The following is a 14,544-nucleotide window of genomic DNA, read 5'->3' on the forward strand; positions in this document are numbered from 1 at the left end:
CTGTCTTGGCATCTTCAGCGCCGGTGAGATCGAGCGCCGCCCGCGCAGCGCTCGATCTCACCGGCGCCACAAATCCCAAGCCAAACCCCTAGGGTAGTGGCGCAATACTGGCTTGCGACCCAAGCCAGCGATGGGCATAGTGACCGCACAGTCTGCAACCGCTTACAGGACCGTGAGCGGCACTAAGCAACAAGGAGAAACAGCCTATGAACGGACTCGGTCCACGCCTGCGGGAAGAACGTGAACGTCTGGGCATGACCCAGCGGGTATTCGGTGACATCGGTGGCGTCGAACCTAACGCCCAGGGCAAGTACGAAAGTGGTGAGCGCACGCCACGGGCAGACTACCTGGCGGCGCTGGCGACCCGCGGAGTGGATGCGCTGTATGTGCTCAGCGGTGACCGCACACCGGCACCGCTGGAAAGCCTGACGGCGGAAGAAACCGCTCTGTTGGGCGTGTTTCGGCGATTACCATCGACCGACAAGGCGGCATTGCGGCATCTGCTGGGGCGTTTGGCGGGTGAGGGGAGCGGTGGTGAGTTGTCGCGTCAGCCGCGTCATGAGCGTCAGGCGTTTCTGACGGAAGTTTTACGCTAGGTCCGCCATGAAAAATTTTGTTAAGGTGGCGGGATCCAATCGCCCTGTTGACGAGGTGTGTGCTTGATTAGGGTCCTAGTGGTCGACGATCACGATCTGGTTCGAACCGGTATTACTCGCATGCTGGCCGATATCGACGGCCTGCAGGTGGTGGGTGAGGCGGATTCGGGCGAGTCGGCGCTGAAGCTGGCGCGGGAGCTGAAGCCGGACGTCGTACTGATGGATGTGAAAATGCCGGGTATCGGCGGACTGGAAGCCACCCGCAAGCTGCTGCGCAGCCACCCCGACATCAAGGTGGTGGCTGTAACCGTGTGTGAAGAAGACCCGTTCCCCACCCGCCTGATGCAAGCCGGCGCCGCCGGTTACCTGACCAAGGGTGCAGGGCTGGACGAAATGGTCCAGGCCATTCGCCTGGCCTTTGCCGGCCAGCGCTACATCAGCCCGCAGATCGCGCAACAGTTGGCACTGAAGTCGTTCCAGCCCCAGGGCTCGCCGTTCGATGCGCTGTCGGAGCGGGAAATCCAGATTGCCCTGATGATCGTTGGCTGCCAGAAGGTGCAGATCATCTCCGATAAGTTGTGCCTGTCGCCCAAGACCGTCAATACTTACCGCTATCGGATCTTCGAAAAACTCTCGGTCACCAGCGATGTCGAACTGACCTTGCTGGCCGTTCGCCACGGTATGGTTGACGCAAGCCTGTAAACCCTCATGTCACAAGTCTTTGATGCCAGCGCATTCCTGGCGACCTGCAGTGGTCGCCCGGGCGTATACCGGATGTTCGACGCCGAGGCGCGGCTGCTCTATGTGGGCAAGGCCAAGAACCTCAAGAAGCGCCTGGCCAGTTATTTCCGCAAGACCGGCCTGGCGCCGAAAACCGCTGCGCTGGTGGGGCGCATCGCCCAGGTCGAAACCACCATCACGGCCAACGAGACCGAGGCGCTGCTGCTCGAGCAGAACCTGATCAAGCAGTGGCGTCCGCCCTACAACATTCTGCTGCGCGACGATAAGTCGTACCCGTACGTATTCCTGTCGGACGGCGAATTCCCCCGCTTGGGCATTCACCGTGGGGCGAAGAAAGCCAAGGGCCGCTATTTCGGGCCATACCCCAGTGCCGGCGCCATTCGCGAGAGCCTCAGCCTGCTGCAAAAGGCCTTTTCCGTGCGCCAGTGCGAAGACAGCTACTTCGCCAACCGCACCCGTCCGTGCCTGCAGTACCAGATCAAGCGCTGCAAAGGCCCCTGCACTGATCTGGTCACGGCTGAAGAATATGCCGAGGACGTGCGCCATTCGGTGATGTTCCTCGAGGGCCGCAGCCAGCAACTGGGCAACGAGCTCAACGAGGAAATGGAAAAGGCCGCCATGGCCCTGAACTTCGAGAAGGCCGCCGAGCTGCGCGACCAGATTGCCCTGCTGCGTCGGGTCCAGGACCAGCAGTACATCGAAGGCGGCTCTGGTGACGTCGATGTGGTGGCCGCCTTCGTCAACCCGGGCGGCGCTTGCGTGCACCTGATCAGCGTGCGCGGCGGCCGGGTGCTGGGCAGCAAGAACTTCTTCCCGCAGGTGGGCATCGAGGAAGAGGTGGCCGAAGTCATGGCCGCGTTCCTGTCGCAGTACTACCTGGGCAATGCCGAACGCGAATTGCCCGGCGAGCTGATCGTCAACGTGGTACACGAAGATTTCGAGGCCATCACCGAAGCCGTGCAGAGCCTGCGCGGCCGCGAGCTGACCATCAGCCACCGCGTGCGCGGCACCCGCGCACGCTGGCAGCAGCTGGCGGTAACCAACGCCGAACAGGCACTCAATGCCCGCCTGGCCAACCGCCAGCACATGGCCGCGCGCTTCGAAGCACTGGCCGAAGTGCTCGGCCTGGATGAAGTGCCGCAGCGTCTGGAATGCTATGACATCAGCCATTCCAGCGGCGAAGCCACGGTGGCCAGCTGCGTGGTGTTCGGCCCGGAAGGCCCGATCAAGTCGGATTATCGCCGCTTCAACATCGAAGGCGTGACCGCCGGCGATGACTACGCCGCCATGCACCAGGCACTGACCCGCCGTTACGGGCGGATCAAGGACGGCGAGGGCAAGTTGCCCGACGTACTGCTGGTGGACGGCGGCAAGGGCCAGCTGAACATGGCCCGCGAAGTGATGCAGGAACTGGCCTTTACCGACCTCACCCTGCTCGGCGTGGCCAAGGGCGTGACCCGCAAGGCCGGCTTCGAGACCCTGTACCTCAACGACGTGGCCCACGAGTTCACCCTCAAGGGCGACAACCCGGCGCTGCACCTGATTCAGCAAATTCGCGACGAGGCCCACCGCTTTGCCATCACCGGTCATCGTGCCCGACGCGGCAAGGCCCGCCGTACATCGAGCCTGGAAGACGTCGCCGGGGTAGGGCCCAAGCGCCGCCGTGACCTGCTGAAACACTTCGGCGGCCTGCAGGAGCTCAACCGCGCCAGCATCGACGAGATCGCCAAAGCCCCCGGTATCAGTAAAAAGCTTGCCGAGTCGATTTATGCCAGCCTGCATAGCGAGTAGAATGCCGGGCTCAACCCGCAGCCAGTCGTACCGATGAATATTCCAAACCTGCTCACCGTTCTACGCGTCCTGCTCATCCCGATCTTCATCCTGCTGTTCTATATGCCCTATCACTGGAGCTATATGGCTGCCAGCAGTGTGTTCGCGGTTGCCGCCGCCACCGACTGGCTGGACGGTTACCTGGCGCGTCGGCTGCAGCAGAGCACCCCGTTTGGCGCTTTCCTCGACCCTGTGGCCGACAAGCTGATGGTGGCCGTGGCCCTGGTGTTGCTGGTGCAGGTACACGCCAACTTCTGGCTGACCCTGCCGGCTGCGGTGATCATCGGCCGCGAAATCGTCGTGTCGGCGCTGCGCGAGTGGATGGCCGAATTGGGGGCGAGGGCGCACGTGGCGGTGTCCAACCTGGGCAAGTGGAAGACGGCGGCGCAGATGCTGGCGCTGGTGATCCTGCTGGCCAACCCACCGTTGGTGACGTTCTGGGTGGTGCTGGGCTACGGCCTGCTGCTGGTGGCGGCAGCCCTGACCCTGTGGTCGATGGTGCACTACCTGCTGGCCGCCTGGCCGCATCTGCGCGAAGGCTCGGAACAAAAATAAACTTTTTTGAATCAAGGGGTTGACGCCGTTTCAGATATCGCTAGAATGGCACCCATCACGACGCGGGAATAGCTCAGTTGGTAGAGCACGACCTTGCCAAGGTCGGGGTCGCGAGTTCGAGTCTCGTTTCCCGCTCCAAATTGGCCTTATCGAAATATTTCGGTAGGGCAAGAAAAAAGGCCCTTAGGGGCCTTTTTTCGTTTCCGTGTCCTGGCAGCATACGTGCGTGATTTCGCCGAACGCAGCCTGAGCAGTGGTCTTGTCCGAGGTGCGTTGCTGGCGACCGGGCAGACCGATGTCAGCGCGCCGCGCTGACTGACCCGATCGCCTGCATGGCGGGCGATGTGATCTCCAATTCGAAGCTCAATACCTATCAGAATTGCCAGTATTCCATGGTGCCAGTTCTATGTACGTTGTTCCTACAGACGGAACGCCGTACACAAGGAGTGGCACCTGTGAGCACACTTACCCATTCGCTCGCATTCACGGGCCTGATGTTTTATCTGCAGGCCCTTGGCGCAGCAACCATTGATGTACCTGCTGACACTATGCAGACGTATCTGGCCCCCTGTTACGACGCCGGCAAGGGGGTCAACTGCGAAGTGTCGGGGGTGGCGCTTACCGGCGCAAGTCTGATACTGGCGAATGACAAGCAGATGCCTGAACCTGGGGATCCGGCGATTTTTACAGTGGCGCTCAATGAGCACCGCATCGTCGGTACGCCCACCTATCTGGAAGGCGAGGTGCTGCGTTCGGCAGACAAGTTTGAAGGGCTTACCCGCACACTGGACGGGAAGTATGTCATCGCCATCACTGCGTTCAACAAGGCAGGCACGGCGCAGAACCCTTCGGCAGATGCCCTCAACACGCTGCTCTACTGGCCAGAGGGTGAACCAGAAAAAGCCAGGATCATCTCGGCATCAACGCGTGGACAGGTCACAAGCTCGCGAGAATTGCGGGCAAAGATCAGCGATGCCGTGGGGTCGCCGTACTACCAGATCGAGGCCGTTTCTACGGCGCCCGGCGACCGTTTGCTGGTAGGTATTCGTAAGCATGGATCAGATAGCAAATCAGCGGGTTTTTCGTTCCTGTTGCTCTCGATTTCCCTTTCCATCAGTGAGCAGGGTGCTGAGCTTGGGGATCAATTCGAGACCCTCTTGAGCCTGACGCCTGACCAGTTGGTCGAAGCGTTGGGGATGGAGGCAGGGGCTTATCCGGCGTTGGGGCTTTCCGGGCTCGAGTTCGATCGCTACAACAACGACCGCCTTTATGCCGTCACGAGTTACGAGCGTGGCGATAGGCTTGGCGGATTCTTGTGGGTCTTGCCGTTTGAGGGTGATAAGCCCGGCAAGCCTCGGGCAATCAGACTCAAAGACGGCTCCACGCTCGCCTTCATCCACAAACCAGAGGGGGTAGAGGTGCTCGACGAGAGTCATGTGTTGATTGTGCATGACGACGACCGGCTCCAGGTGAAAGATCCGAAGACGAACAGTCAGCGTCAAACGCACGAATTTGCCTATAGCGTCGTCACCTTCGGCGCAAAGTAAGTGGGGGAAGCAAGTACGGGTCGACAGAAACGCCTTGGGCCTGATGCCAGTGAGCATGGAAGTGGCGGGCATGAGCCGATGGGGTTTGCGCGTGCTGGTCCTGGCGGCGACAGTGTTGAGCAGCGCCGAGGTACGCGGGGCGCTACGGATTGATAGCCTGGCGCCGAAGGGGCACGGGTATCAACAGGATGTGCATCAACAATGCATGCAGGTGCAGGGCATGGGTCAGTTGCCGCCGACCGTGGTCGTCAACGGGCGTGACCTTCCTGCCCATCGCGTCGAACGAAACGCTCGCAGCCTGTGCTTCAGCTTGAGCAAGGGCAGCCCCAGTGGTCCGGTCTGGCTACGGGAGGCGGGCCGGACCAGCAATTCGGTCTGGTTTACCACGCAGGGCAGTTCGGTACGTGCATCGGCCAAAGAGCATTGGGTGAAAGTTGCGGATCGTGTCGTGACTGCCGTTGACCTGGTCAGCCTGATCCTGCCTGAAGACAGTGACGGGCTTGAGCAGGCGCGGCGTATCGCTCGCCATCACGACCTTGAAATCGTCGGTGCAATCCCTGCCTTGAACGTCTTCCAGTTTCGCCTGCAAGCAAGGTCATTGGCGCAGCGCAATGCAATCGTGAGCAGGCTGCAGACTGACAGCACCGTCATGGGTGTCGTGGTGGAGGACGATAACCTGGAGGCGTTGGAAGATCCTGATCGAGAGATCGAACCAGCTGACCATGAAGGGTGGGTCGCCAACAACGTTCATCCGGCGGTGGACGTTTATGAGCAGTACCTTCAAGGGCGCGGCCGCAGTCATACCCCAGGCACTGTCAAAGTCGGGGTGATCGAGAAGGGCGTGAATTTCGACTCGATCGACTTTTCGATGTTCGCCCGACCCTGTGACGGTGTCGGGGCCTGCCTCTACGCTCGCCACAACTGTGCCCCTAATGCGCATGGTTCAGTCGTGTCGGGGATCCTCGCTGCGCGCATTTATCGGAACGGCAATCTGGCACTGCTCAGCCGTTTGGGCGCGGCAGGCGGGCGCTTCGACATCATTGTCGATCGCGGTGCCGCTGCAGGTGTAACGGCTCGTATTGCCGCCTCGGTGAACCTGGTGGAAGACGGGGTACGCGTGCTCAATTGGAGCTGGGGCGTACACCGGATGGGTGCGCTGAATCTAAAAGGCGAACCTGTTGATGTGAATGTGCGCTCGGCCGTGGCCATGGACGGCTACGGGCTATTGCTGGAACGTTTTTTTCATTGGCTGGAACGCAGGCATCCGAATGTCGTCGTCGTTAATTCGGCCGGAAACAACACTTCGACTACCGACGACCACCTGCCGGCATCGTTGGTGTTTGATCAACTTTTTGTAGTGGGTGCACATCAACGTAGCCGAAACCATACGGACGTGGCTGATCCACGCTTTGCAATGCCACGGCGCAGTTCGAACGTGGGCGAGCGCATCGACATCAGCGCGGCCGCGTGCCCCAGTCCGCCTCGATCTACCCTGCCGCGGACCGGCCGTGGTGGTGGCTGTGGCACCTCGTATGCTGCGGCGCTTGTGACCAGCGTGGTGGCAGCGATGGTTTCCATAAACCCAGGTCTCACACCGAAGCAGATCAAAAGCTTGTTGCGCCAGAGCGCGCTGCCCATGGTTGCTGGGGCTGATCGCGAAACCCGTATTGGGCCGATTCGTTCCGTCGCCCGGTTGGACATGTCTCAGGCGTTGAAGCTTGCCATCAAGCGTCAAGGGCCGCCCCACCTGCCTTCTGACATGCACCAAGGCGGGCAACGCCGCTTTGCATCACCCACGACGAGCTGGCCTGGGGCCTGGTGCGTATCGAGACCGTTTTCGGCCAGGTGCGGTGACGGGATGCCCCAAGAGTAATAGTCGAATTGCCTTGGTACGTTCGCCGACAACGCCGATGCCATCGAAGGGGCCGACATGGTAGTGCAGCGGCTACCGACGGTCGTCTGAACTGCCCTGCGCAGAACCATTGCTGGCAACTTGACGCCAGTCATTTTTGCCAGTGGACGCAATGCTCAGGTAGCTGCTTGACTGCACATCCCGCCGCTAAAGCGGTACTGTTTTTCAAAGGATTGATTTTATGCGCCTGCTGATGACTATCTCGCTTCTATTGACGATGGCATGGACTGACCACGCTGCTGCATTGGATGCAAACGAGGAAGCCTATGCCGATGCTCCGCCAGCGCTTTTCCAGGTTTACGCCGTCACCTGGCAGCCCACTTTTTGCAAGATGAGGCCCGCTACCGCAGGATGTGAAAAGCCCCCTCAGCGTTTTCTCACTCACGGTATCTGGCCGTACAGCGAAAGTATTGGTAACCGCACCAATCGCCACCCTCAATTTTGTACCACTTCGCGCTACTGCGAGGGAAAGGCTTGCGAGATCAAAGAAGGCGATATCGACGACATACTTACCAACGAAGAACTGCGGAAGTGGGTAACCCATGATCCACGTGGACTGTTCGCACACGAGTGGAAGAAGCATGGGACGTGCTCTGGCAAGACGATGCAGGTCTATTTCGAAGACTTCGTAAAATTCAGAAAAGTAGTGGTCATCGAGGATCGGGCCGCCTTCGAGCGGATGATTGGTCATGCGACTGATTTCACGGAAATTCGCAAGGTCTTCCCCGCCAACACCGCATTTCGCTGCTACAAGGATGCAGCTGGCGAGCAGTATCTGCATGAAGTGTTCTACTTGATCGACAGTCAAGGCCAGCCCTATCTGGACGAAAAGAATCTGCAAATCGGCGTTCAGTGCGCTGGGCAGAAGACCTGGATTCCACGGGGGCTGTGAGGCAGGGCAACGATTGAGCGTTCTGGTCCCGGCGCCGATTCTGATGATTGCCGCGATGGCGAGGCTGACTGCGCAGCCGTGTGGGCATGCGCACCGATGCGATAGCAACATGGCAGATTGAGACTATAGTAACGTCTTAAAAACAGGGACTGTGGGTGCCATGTCTACGATCGATCTGTCGTCCTCGCAAAGTCTTCGCAAGCGCGTGTTGTTGGCCGGGGCGTTGAATATCGGCTCTATCGTGGCCTCCCAGGTCATTCGATTGGGCGGCAACCTGATCATCACCCGCTTGCTGCTGCCTGAGATGTTCGGCCTCATGGCCATCGCCACCACGGTGTCGGTGCTGCTGCTGCTGCTGTCCGATGTGGGCCTTCGGCAGAACATCATTCAAAGCCCACGCGGCGACGAGCCACTGTTCCTCAATACCGTCTGGTCCTTGCAGATCATTCGCGGCCTTGGGCTGTTCGTTGTGATGCAGCTGGTGGCGCTGGCCTCATGGGTTTCCCAGCACTTCGACATGTGGCCGGCGCACTCCACCTACGCGGACCCTCAGCTGCCCGGGATACTGGCGGTCACTGGCTTTTTCGCGATCATCTTCGCCTTCCAGTCGACCAAGATCGATGTGGCCATCCGCACCTTCCAGCAGAAGAAAGTGGTCCTGGTCGAACTGGTGTCACAAATCGCCGGCCTGGTAGTGATGCTGGTGATCGGCTACCTCACCCGTTCCATCTGGGCACTGGTGGCCGCAGGGCTGGTCTCCACCCTGGTCACCACTGTGCTCAGCCACATGATCTTCCCCGGGCACAAAGACCGCCCGCAATGGGACCCGGCAGCGCTGAAGGAAATCGTCAACTACGGCCGTTGGGTATTCCTGTCGTCCGCGGTCGGGGTACTGGCCATGCAGGGTGACAGGATCTGGTTCGGCGGCAGCATGACGGTGGCGCAGCTGGGGGTGTATTCGATCGCCATTGGTATTCTGGCGGCCTTCCAGCTCAGCCTGCAGCGGCTGGCCGGGGCCGTGGCCTTGCCGGCCTTCAGCGAGGCGGCCAGGAGCGGTGACATGGCGCGACTGCGCCAGCTGTATTACCGCTTCCGGTTGATTTTCGATGTGCTGACCCTGTTCACCTGCGGCTTCCTGTTCACCGCCAGCCCGCTGATCATCCATTGGCTGTATGACGCCCGCTATCAGGACGCCGGGCAGATGATGGCGATCCTGTCGTTGTCGCTGTTCACCTTGCGCTACGGCCTGACGCATCAGATATGGATGGCCCTGGGGCTGACCAAGTACATGGCCATGGACAACATCATCCGGGTGGTGGCGCTGTTCACCCTGATGCCGTTGCTGCTGGCCATCGGCGGGGTGACCTATGCGCTCTGGGGGGTGGCCCTGCACACCTTCTTCACGCTGTTCCTGATCTTCAAGGTGAGCCACCAGCTGGATATGCTGAGTATCAAGCGCGAGCTGGTGGTGCTGCCTGTCATGGTGTTCGGCGCCCTGTGCGGCCAGTTCATCAGCCATCTGTTCGCCTGAGCACGCTGTGCGCGTGCAGACCCGGTCGTTCTGATCAGCAGTACCAAGGACCTGACGCATGAATGTGATCGACTTTTTTGATCGGACCCGAATCATCAATATCCCGTCCAGAACGGACCGCCGCGAGGAAACCGTGGCCGAGTTCGCCCGCAACGGTTTCCGCATCGATGACGAAAAAATCGGTTTCTTCCCTGCGGTGACGCCCACCGACCAGGAAGGCTTCCCCAGTATCGGTGCCCGGGGCTGCTTCATGAGCCACATGCAGATACTGGAAGAGGCCGTGCGCCAGAAGGTGGACAACATCCTCATCATGGAAGACGACATACAGTTTTCCCGGCGCATTGGCCCGTTCGGCAAACAGGCCATCGAGTCCCTTAAAGGTATGGACTGGGACATCGTCTACCTGGGGCATTGCTTCGAAGGCAATTCGGATTCGCCTGGCTGGGCGTTGGTCGAGCGCCCCATCCACCTGTCGCACTTCTACGCAGTCAATGGCAAGAGCGTGGGCAAGCTGCGCGATTTCCTGGCGCAGATTCTGCAACGCCCGCCCGGGCACCCGGACGGCGGGCCGATGCACTATGATGCGGCCCTCAATACATTGATCCGCAGTGACAAGAGCATCCAGGCCTACTATTTCACCTGGAACCTGGGTTACCAAAGGCCTTCGCGCACCGACCTGCATGCCCTTTCCATTTTCGACCGGCTTGCCCTGTTGCGGCCCGTGATGGCCCTGTATCGGCGCTTGAAGGCAGAAAAGCTCAGAAGAACCCGGTAAGCGCACTCAGCTCAGCGCCGCAGCCTGTTGCAGGTTCAGTGAACGGGTCTCCGGCGCCAGTAGCCACGACAGCACCAAGCCGAAGAAAGTGATGCCTGCGGCCACATACATCGTCTGGGCGATGCCGAGGGTGTCCAGCGCGATCGGTACCAGGTAGGTGCCCACCGCTGCGCCAATCCGCGAGATCGAAGTGCCCACACCCACCGCGAATGCGCGGATCTCGGTCGGGAAGATTTCGTTCGGGTAGACCAGTGTCAGCACCTGCGCACCGCCGATGAACAGCGCGTAGATGGCGAAGAACAGCAACACCCAGATGCCTGCGCCATTGTTGAATGCCCCGAGGCACAGCAACGCCAGGCCCGACACGCTGAAACTGTACAGCAGCAGGTTGCGACGACCCAGGGTGTTTATAAGGCGGGTGGCGATGATGCAGCCCAGCACGAAGAACAAGGTGATCAGCACCGAGCCGATGGAGGCGCTGTCGCCTTTTACGTTCATCGCCGCCAGGACTTTTGGCGCGAAGGCATAGACGGCAAACAGCGGGATGATGCAGCAGGTCCAGAACACGATGATGAACAGCATGCGCTTGGCGTAGCCCGAGTAGATCAGGCTCCACACGTTGACCTTATAGTTCGGGCTCTCTTCCGGCAGGTTGTTCAGGGAGAAATCCTTGCCGTAAACCTGCTTGATAATCTGTTCTGCCTCGGCATCACGGCCTTTGCTCAGCAGCCAGCGTGGCGATTCCGGGGTGCCGATACGCACCAGGAACAAGGCCGCGCCAATGGTGGCCGAGCTGGCCAGTACCCAACGCCAGGCGTCGTCGCCGCCGCTTCGCAGCAGCAGTTCGCCGACGATGTAGGCCGCCGCTGCGCCGGCGAACCAGAGGATCGTCAACATCGCCAGGCGCGGGCCGCGGTACTTCCTGGGCATGAACTCCACCAGCAGCGACGTGGCGACCGGGTACTCGATACCGACGGCAATGCCGATGATCAGGCGCAGTACAAAGATCGCTTCAGCTGACTCTGCCCAGAACTGAGCGAGCGAGGCGAGAATGAAGAGGGTCGGGCCAACGAAGAACAAGCGCTTGCGCCCCAGGCGGTCGGTCAGCCAGCCGCCGAGGAAGCCGCCGAAGAAAATCCCGATCAAGGCCGATGCCGCAATCAGGCCCTCCCAGAAGGTGCTCAGGGAAAGCGAGGTGCTGATATGTGCCAGGGCCACGCCGATGATGCTGAGCACGTAGCCATCGACAAACGAACCACCCCCCGAGCGCAGCGTGAGTAGGCGATGGAAGTTGTTGAGCGGTACATCTTCTATTGAAAGCGTGGGGCGTGTCATTGTTGTCTCCTGATACAAGGCTTTGAAATTTGGCAGCGCGACTCCGCGAAAAATGAATTTCGAATGGGAACGGGCTCATAAAGATCAGTGAGCGAGGGGCGTTATTGTTCTTGTTTGTTTAGGTCAGGTTTCATATCGGATTTCTTTTGAAGGCGGGTGCCCGAAAAAAGCGCTGTAGGACCGGCTGAAATGCGTGCAGGAGACGAAGCCGCACGCCAGCGAAACATCGAAGATCGAGGCGTGGGAGTTTTGTATCAAGCGGCGTGCTTCGGTGATTCTGAGTTGGAAGTAGTATTTTTGCGGTGTGGTGTTCAACTGGTCTTTGAACAGCCGCTGGATCTGCCGTATCGACAGGCCGACGACCTGGGCAAGCTGATCCGGGCTCAGCGGCTCTTCGATATTCGCCTCCATCAACCCGATGACTTCCCGCAGGGCCTTGCTCACCTTGGGGTGTTGCGGCTTCTGCACACTGCGGTGCTTGCTCTGGTCGGCATCCAGGGTATCCAGCACCGCATCGGCAAGCTGGGCACCGGCGCCGTAGGCGAGCCAGCGAATCATCATCTCGAAGGCGCCGTTGGGTGTGGCGCACGTCATCCGGTTGCGGTCGAACACCAGGGGTTCATGGGTCACGTTGGCATGCGGAGCCCGTTCGGCCAGGGCCGTGCGCTGCTCGGCGTGGATCGCGCAGCGGTAGCCATCCAGCAGGCCGGCGGTGCCCAGGTACCATGCGCCGTTCCACAGCCCGCCCAGCGCAATCGGCAGCCTGGCGATCTTCTTCAGCAAGCTCGACAACCAGGCAGGTGCCGTCCTGGCGGCACGCAGGCCGCCACAGATGACCATGAGATCGAGGTCGGCCAGGCGGATGTCGGTCAACGGTGTGTCGGGCCTGATCGGGATGCCCAGGTCGCTCATGACCTCGCGGTGGTCATGGCTGAACGTGTGCACGCGCACCGCGCCCGGCGCCAGCAGGTTCGCAGTGACCAGCACATCCAGTGCCTGGGTGAAGCACGGTAACGAGAAGTTTTCGAGCAGCAGAAAACCTACCCGGGAGGTTTTTCGCTCGACCCGCTCATGGGAGATGAAACCCAGATTGCGGTCGGCGAAGGTTCGGCTGAAAGTTCTTGTAATTGTTTTCATGGCGGCACCCGGTAGCCCAGTATCGATACATGAGCAGCGCATTGAATGTCGTTATTTTATTGATGAGCAAAGTTGCTATCAGTGTTCACATGAATAGTGGGGCAGCGTGGCGCGCTGGTCTAACGACTTTTCCAGGCTTGTCTCGATAACCTCTTGTTATGGCTGCGTAACATAAGGTCGTGGGTGGCCGCTTGTCCAGCCTGAAAGCCGATGTTTTCTCGCATGAATTAAAGTTATGCGTCAGGTAATTTTTGTGCCGGTGCAAGTTTTTTAGTGCGGCGTAATATACGAGGCAGTGATTGAAGTTTCGGTTATTTGCCGTCGTCGACAACGGGCTTTGGTGTCCGGAGGATAATAATGAACAGCAACGAATCCGTGATTGGCCTGATCAAGCAGCGCAAACCTCGCCATGTGCTGCCGCGTGAGCTCTATCTCGATCCTGAGGTCTATCGGCAGGATCTGGAGCACATCTGGCACAAGGATTGGGTGTTTGCCGGGCACACCTTCGAGATTCCCAAAGCTGGGCAGTATTTCACCCTGCAGATCGGCGATTACCCGGTGGCCGTCGTGCGCGGCAAGGACGGTGAGGTCCGCGCCTTTCACAACGCCTGTCGGCATCGCGGCGCCAAAGTGTGCGAACACGCCAGCGGCAAGGTCGCCAAGCTGGTGTGCCCGTACCACAAGTGGACGTTCGAGCTCGATGGCAACCTGATCTATGCCGGCAACATGGGTGCCGAGTTCGATAAGTCCAACTACGGGCTGAAGCCGGTGCATGTCGAAGTGGTGCATACCTACATCTATGTCTGCGTCGCGCAAAAGGCCCCGGATTTCTCCGGCTTCCGCGCCGCCGTCAGCCCCTTCATCGCGCCGCACTTCCTGGAGAACTGCAAAGTTGCCTTCGAATCGAACCTGATCGAAAAGGGCAACTGGAAGCTGGTCTTCGAAAACAATCGCGAATGCTACCACTGCGACGGTACCCACCCGGAGTTGCTCAACTCCTTTGTCGAGAACCTGTCAGTTGCCGGCGTGGGTGGGGATGACGATCCGGAGCTGGTGGCGCACTGGGACCGCTGCGAAGCCGCAGGCATGCCAAGCCGGCTGAACATGGACCCGCTGGGGCGGTTCCGCATGACCCGTATTCCGCTGTCTGCTGGTGCGGTCAGCTACACCATGGATGGCAAACCGGCCGTTGCAGGCCGGCTGGACAAGAGTGGCGAGGCGGACATCGGCGCGCTGCTGTACTTCAACTACCCCTCGACCTGGAACCACTTTCTGGGCGACCACGCATTGAGCTTCCGCGTGCTGCCCATCGGGCCAGGCGAGACGCTGGTGACCACCAAATGGCTGGTGCCTGAATCGGCAGTGGAAGGGGTCGATTACGATCTCGACCGCCTGACCAAGGTCTGGCTGGCCACCAATGATCAGGATCGGCGTCTGGTCGAAGGCACCCACGCGGGCGTTTCCTCGCCGAGTTACGAGCCCGGCCCGTTCTCGGAAAATGCCGAGAATGGTGTTTGCCAGTTCGATGACTGGTACTGCGACACTATGCTGGAGCGGCTAGAGGGCCGTCCGCAGCTGAAGTCGGTAGGCTGACGATCGCCTGAAACATGGCGTAACAAGGCTGTCATGCAGTGCTGATAGTGTGCCGGTCCCTTTGGTGGCACAAGGTGTGCGACACGGTGAACCCCGGCAC

General features: G+C 60.0%; 12 protein-coding genes and 1 tRNA gene. 11 read left to right on the forward strand and 2 right to left on the reverse strand.

The annotated features are described in order from the left end of the window. Nucleotides 1-206 precede the first annotated feature (206 nt). From ACIPW4_RS22680 to ACIPW4_RS22725, 10 genes are all read left to right on the forward strand, one after another. Entirely contained in the window at nt 207-596 is a 390-nt protein-coding gene (locus ACIPW4_RS22680) for a helix-turn-helix domain-containing protein (RefSeq protein WP_400661673.1), read from the forward strand. 63 nt (nt 597-659) lie between these two features. Continuing rightward, nucleotides 660-1,298: a UvrY/SirA/GacA family response regulator transcription factor gene (uvrY, locus tag ACIPW4_RS22685; RefSeq protein WP_027920570.1), complete on the forward strand. Its 639-nt coding sequence runs from the start codon at nt 660-662 to the stop codon at nt 1,296-1,298. Nucleotides 1,299-1,304: 6 nt separating this feature from the next. Beyond that, nucleotides 1,305-3,128 (forward strand): excinuclease ABC subunit UvrC, encoded by a 1,824-nt coding sequence (gene uvrC / locus ACIPW4_RS22690; RefSeq protein WP_400661676.1) that lies wholly within the window; start codon nt 1,305-1,307, stop codon nt 3,126-3,128. A gap of 33 nt (nt 3,129-3,161) precedes the next feature. Next, the gene (gene pgsA / locus ACIPW4_RS22695; protein WP_400661679.1) at nt 3,162-3,722 is read left to right on the forward strand and encodes a CDP-diacylglycerol--glycerol-3-phosphate 3-phosphatidyltransferase; all 561 of its coding nucleotides are present in this window, start codon (nt 3,162-3,164) and stop codon (nt 3,720-3,722) included. 62 nt (nt 3,723-3,784) lie between these two features. Further along, a tRNA-Gly gene (locus tag ACIPW4_RS22700) sits at nt 3,785-3,860 on the forward strand. Between the two features lie 317 nt (nt 3,861-4,177). Continuing rightward, a complete protein-coding gene (locus ACIPW4_RS22705; RefSeq protein WP_400661682.1) occupies nt 4,178-5,269 on the forward strand; it encodes a hypothetical protein in 1,092 nt (363 codons plus the stop codon). A 70-nt stretch (nt 5,270-5,339) separates the two neighbouring features. Beyond that, nucleotides 5,340-7,142, forward strand: a complete 1,803-nt coding sequence (locus tag ACIPW4_RS22710; RefSeq protein WP_400661685.1) for a S8 family serine peptidase — start codon at nt 5,340-5,342, stop codon at nt 7,140-7,142. A 220-nt stretch (nt 7,143-7,362) separates the two neighbouring features. Continuing rightward, the gene (locus ACIPW4_RS22715; protein WP_400661687.1) at nt 7,363-8,073 is read left to right on the forward strand and encodes a hypothetical protein; all 711 of its coding nucleotides are present in this window, start codon (nt 7,363-7,365) and stop codon (nt 8,071-8,073) included. 160 nt (nt 8,074-8,233) lie between these two features. Then, a complete protein-coding gene (locus tag ACIPW4_RS22720) occupies nt 8,234-9,604 on the forward strand; it encodes an oligosaccharide flippase family protein (protein WP_400661690.1) in 1,371 nt (456 codons plus the stop codon). 58 nt (nt 9,605-9,662) lie between these two features. Beyond that, a complete protein-coding gene (locus tag ACIPW4_RS22725; protein WP_400661692.1) occupies nt 9,663-10,379 on the forward strand; it encodes a glycosyltransferase family 25 protein in 717 nt (238 codons plus the stop codon). Nucleotides 10,380-10,385: 6 nt separating this feature from the next. Here ACIPW4_RS22725 and ACIPW4_RS22730 read toward each other — a convergent pair whose 3' ends face one another. Together ACIPW4_RS22730 and ACIPW4_RS22735 are read right to left on the reverse strand one after the other, a co-directional pair. Beyond that, a complete protein-coding gene (locus tag ACIPW4_RS22730) occupies nt 10,386-11,714 on the reverse strand; it encodes an MFS transporter (protein WP_400661694.1) in 1,329 nt (442 codons plus the stop codon). A gap of 123 nt (nt 11,715-11,837) precedes the next feature. Beyond that, on the reverse strand, nt 11,838-12,851 hold the full coding sequence (locus tag ACIPW4_RS22735; RefSeq protein WP_400661697.1) for a GlxA family transcriptional regulator: 1,014 nt from the start codon (nt 12,849-12,851) through the stop codon (nt 11,838-11,840). A gap of 357 nt (nt 12,852-13,208) precedes the next feature. Between ACIPW4_RS22735 and ACIPW4_RS22740 the strand changes: the two genes are divergently transcribed. Then, a complete protein-coding gene (locus ACIPW4_RS22740) occupies nt 13,209-14,444 on the forward strand; it encodes an SRPBCC family protein (protein ID WP_400661699.1) in 1,236 nt (411 codons plus the stop codon). Nucleotides 14,445-14,544 lie beyond the last annotated feature (100 nt).

Source organism: Pseudomonas sp. NPDC089996 (genome assembly GCF_044748405.1).
Classification (GTDB): domain Bacteria; phylum Pseudomonadota; class Gammaproteobacteria; order Pseudomonadales; family Pseudomonadaceae; genus Aquipseudomonas.

Coding starts and splice junctions, on each gene's coding strand:
- ACIPW4_RS22710 (WP_400661685.1), top strand. CDS start 5,340: ATGAGCCGATGGGGTTTGCGCGTGCTGGTCCTGGCGGCGACAGTGTTG.
- ACIPW4_RS22725 (WP_400661692.1), top strand. CDS start 9,663: ATGAATGTGATCGACTTTTTTGATCGGACCCGAATCATCAATATCCCG.
- ACIPW4_RS22680 (WP_400661673.1), top strand. CDS start 207: ATGAACGGACTCGGTCCACGCCTGCGGGAAGAACGTGAACGTCTGGGC.
- uvrC (WP_400661676.1), top strand. CDS start 1,305: ATGTCACAAGTCTTTGATGCCAGCGCATTCCTGGCGACCTGCAGTGGT.
- pgsA (WP_400661679.1), top strand. CDS start 3,162: ATGAATATTCCAAACCTGCTCACCGTTCTACGCGTCCTGCTCATCCCG.
- ACIPW4_RS22740 (WP_400661699.1), top strand. CDS start 13,209: ATGAACAGCAACGAATCCGTGATTGGCCTGATCAAGCAGCGCAAACCT.
- ACIPW4_RS22730 (WP_400661694.1), bottom strand. CDS start 11,714: ATGACACGCCCCACGCTTTCAATAGAAGATGTACCGCTCAACAACTTC.
- ACIPW4_RS22720 (WP_400661690.1), top strand. CDS start 8,234: ATGTCTACGATCGATCTGTCGTCCTCGCAAAGTCTTCGCAAGCGCGTG.
- ACIPW4_RS22715 (WP_400661687.1), top strand. CDS start 7,363: ATGCGCCTGCTGATGACTATCTCGCTTCTATTGACGATGGCATGGACT.
- ACIPW4_RS22735 (WP_400661697.1), bottom strand. CDS start 12,851: ATGAAAACAATTACAAGAACTTTCAGCCGAACCTTCGCCGACCGCAAT.